The sequence below is a fragment of the Microbacterium sp. genome (assembly GCF_049661145.1).
Classification (GTDB): domain Bacteria; phylum Actinomycetota; class Actinomycetes; order Actinomycetales; family Microbacteriaceae; genus Microbacterium.
Map to the genome: position 1 here is coordinate 1 of NZ_JBASZT010000269.1, position 3,148 is coordinate 3,148.

A 3,148-nucleotide genomic window follows, 5' to 3' on the forward strand; every position below is an offset into this window, starting at 1 on the left:
TCGTCGGGGCGATGGGCGCGCGCTCGACGGTCGCGCACCGGCTCCGGATGCTGCGCGAGACCGGCCTCGACGAGGTCACGCTCTCTCGGCTGCACTCCCCCCTCGGCCTCGACCTCGGCGGAGCGTCGCCCGACGAGACCGCGCTCTCGGTGCTCGCCGAGATCGTAGCGTCGCGTCACGGCGGCTCCGGCATCCCCCTCCGCGAGCTCGACGGCCCGCTCCACGCTCGCTCGGACCGTCGAGAACACGTGCTCTCGCCGAATGCACACGATATCCGCGCGAATAGCGTGGGCTCTCGGCGAGAGCACGCGTTGTCGACGGCAGAGACGGATGCCGGCGCCTCCTGCTCGACCGGAGCCCTTGACCCCACCCCCGCCGATGCACACGAAGGATTCCGGGCATGACACGCACGATCATCGAGGGCGGCTACGTCGTGACGGTGGATGCCGCCGGCACCGAGCACGCCGTCGGCCACGTCATCGTCGACGACGGCGTCATCACGGCGGTCGGTGCAGGCCCCGCCCCTGCCGCGGCGCGCGAGGGCGCTGAGATCGTCGACGCGACGGGATGCCTCGTCACCCCGGGCCTCGTCAACACGCACCACCACCTCTATCAGTGGCTCACGCGCGGCTACGCGCAGGATGCGCTCCTCTTCGACTGGCTCACGGCGCTGTACCCGCTGTGGTCGCGCATCGATGCCGGCCTGACGGGATCCGGTGCCGCGGGAGCGATGGCGGTGCTCGCCCGGTCGGGCTGCACGACCGTCGGCGACCACCACTACATCTTCCCCAAGGGCTCGGGCGACATCGTCGGAGCGATCGTCGAGTCAGCGCAGCGCGTCGGCGTGCGCCTGCACGCGACCCGCGGCTCGATGGACCGCGGCGCCTCGCAGGGCGGCCTTCCGCCCGACTTCGCGGTCGAGACGACGGATGCCGCGCTCGCGGCGTCGGCGGAGGCCGTCGAGCGCTACCACGACCCTTCGTTCGGGTCGCTCGTTCACGTCGCCATCGCGCCGTGCTCGCCCTTCTCGGTCACGGCCGACCTTCTGAGCGAAGCCGCCGTGCTCGCACGCTCGCTGAACGTGCGCCTGCACACGCACGCCTCCGAGACGATCGAAGAGGACGCGTACTGCGCCGAGCGCTTCGGCAAGAGCCCGACGCAGTACCTCGAAGACCTCGGGTGGCTCGGCGACGACGTGTGGATGGCGCACTGCGTGCATCTCGACGACACCGCGATCGCGCGGTACGCCGCGACGGGCACGGGCGTCGCGCACTGCCCGTCCTCGAACGCGCGCCTCGCGTCGGGCATCGCGCCCGTGCGCGATCTCGTGCGCGCGGGCGTGCCGGTCGGACTCGGCGTCGACGGCGCCGCGTCGAACGAGTCCGGCCAGCTCGGCATCGAGATCCGCGAGGCCGTCCTGATGAACCGCCTCCGCACGGGCGCAGACTCGTTCAGCGTCCGTGACGGCCTGCGCATCGCGACGATCGGCGGAGCGCGGGTCCTCGGGCGCGACGCCGAGATCGGCTCGCTCGAACCCGGCAAGGTCGCCGACATCGCCGTCTGGCGCGTCGACGGCGTCGAGCATGCCGGCATCCTGGATCCCGTCGCAGCGCTCGGACTCGGCGCGATGCCGCCGCTTCACCGCCTGTACGTCGGCGGCCGCGGGATCGTCGAGGACGCGACGCTCGTGACGGCCGAGGAGCCGATCATCGCGGAAGAGGTCGCTGCGGCATCGCGCGAACTGGCGGGGCGGCTCTAGCGAGGCATCCGTGGACATCGACACCATCACGAGCTATCGCCGCGCGACGACGCGCACCGACCTCGCCCTCGCACCGGGCGAGGTCCTGCTCGCGGGCGGCACGTGGCTCATGAGCGAGCCGCAGCCGGGTGCGACGGGGTTCGTCGACCTGACCTCCCTCGCCTGGCCCGCGCTCGAGGTGTCGGCAGGCGGCCTCCGCATCGGCGCGACGTGCACGATCGCCCAGTTTGTCGCGTGGGCCGAAGGGCGGGTGACGGATGCCCCGCCCCCGCGCGAGTGGACGGCGCTGTCGATCGTCCCCGACGCCGCGAACGCGCTGCTCGCCTCGTTCAAGATCTGGAACACGGCGACCGTCGGCGGCAACGTCTGCCGATCGTTCGCGGCGGGCGCGATGGTCTCGCTCGCGGCGGGCCTGGACGGGACCGCCGTCGTGTGGACGCCCGGAGGCGGCGAGCGGCGCCTCCCCGTCGCCGAGCTCGTGACGGGCAACGGCACGAACAGCCTCGGTAGCGGAGAGGTGCTGCGGGCGATCGAGCTGCCCGCGCACGCCCTGCGCTCGCGTGCCCTTCTGCGCAAGATCGCCCTCGCCGAGCACGGGCGCTCGGGCGCCGTCGTGACGGGCCGCATCGATCCCGACGGCGCCGCGGTGTTCGCGATCACGGCGGCGACGCTGACCCCCGTCGTGCTGCGATACGTCGGGATTCCGGATGCCGCGTCCCTCGCCGGGCACGTCGCCTCTGCCCCCGGCTACCACACGGACCCGCTCGGCGCCGCGGATTGGCGGCGCGGGGTCGCAGGAGTCCTCGCCGAGCGCATCCGCGCCGAGCTCGAAGCGGAAACCGGCGCCGAGAGCGAAGCGCAGTTCGAAGGGGAGGGCACGGCGTGAGGCTCGAGGTCAACGGCGCACCGCTCGAGGCGGAACCCCGGCCGGGTCAGTGCCTGCGGACGCTCCTGCGCGAACACGGACACCACGAGGTGAAGAAGGGGTGCGACGCGGGGGACTGCGGCGCATGCGCCGTCATCCTCGACGGCGAGCCCGTCCACTCGTGCATCATCCCGGCCGTGCGGGCCGGCGGCTCGACCGTCACGACGGCCGCGGGGCTTGCGCCGGGCGACGAGCTGCACCCCGTGCAGGAGGCGCTCGTCGAGCACTTCGGCTTCCAGTGCGGCTTCTGCACGCCCGGCATGAGCGTGACGGCATCCACTCTCACGCCCGACGACCTGCCCGATCTCGAGCGCCGGATGAAGGGGAGCCTCTGCCGCTGCACGGGCTACCGCCCCATCCGCGAGGCGATCACCGAGGCGGTCCTCGGCCCCGTGCGCGAGACCGGAGGAGCGGGCCCGGCCGCCACCTCGGACCAGCCGGAGCGCGCGCCTGCCGACCAGCGC

The 3,148-nt window shown here is 73.1% G+C and carries 4 protein-coding genes; all 4 read left to right on the forward strand.

The features are described from left to right. On the forward strand, positions 1 to 404 hold a 404-nt coding region (locus tag WBP48_RS11470), incomplete at its 5' end, for an XdhC family protein (RefSeq protein ID WP_424440524.1). Then, complete coding sequence (locus WBP48_RS11475; protein WP_424440526.1) at positions 401 to 1,759, forward strand: 8-oxoguanine deaminase; 1,359 nt, start codon at positions 401 to 403, stop codon at positions 1,757 to 1,759. The genes WBP48_RS11470 and WBP48_RS11475, both read left to right, overlap by 4 nt. Positions 1,760 to 1,769: 10 nt before the next feature. Beyond that, positions 1,770 to 2,645 (forward strand): FAD binding domain-containing protein, encoded by an 876-nt coding sequence (locus WBP48_RS11480; protein ID WP_424440528.1) that lies wholly within the window; start codon positions 1,770 to 1,772, stop codon positions 2,643 to 2,645. Then, the coding region (locus WBP48_RS11485) for a (2Fe-2S)-binding protein (RefSeq protein WP_424440530.1) at positions 2,642 to 3,148 on the forward strand (507 nt) is incomplete at its 3' end. The genes WBP48_RS11480 and WBP48_RS11485, both read left to right, overlap by 4 nt.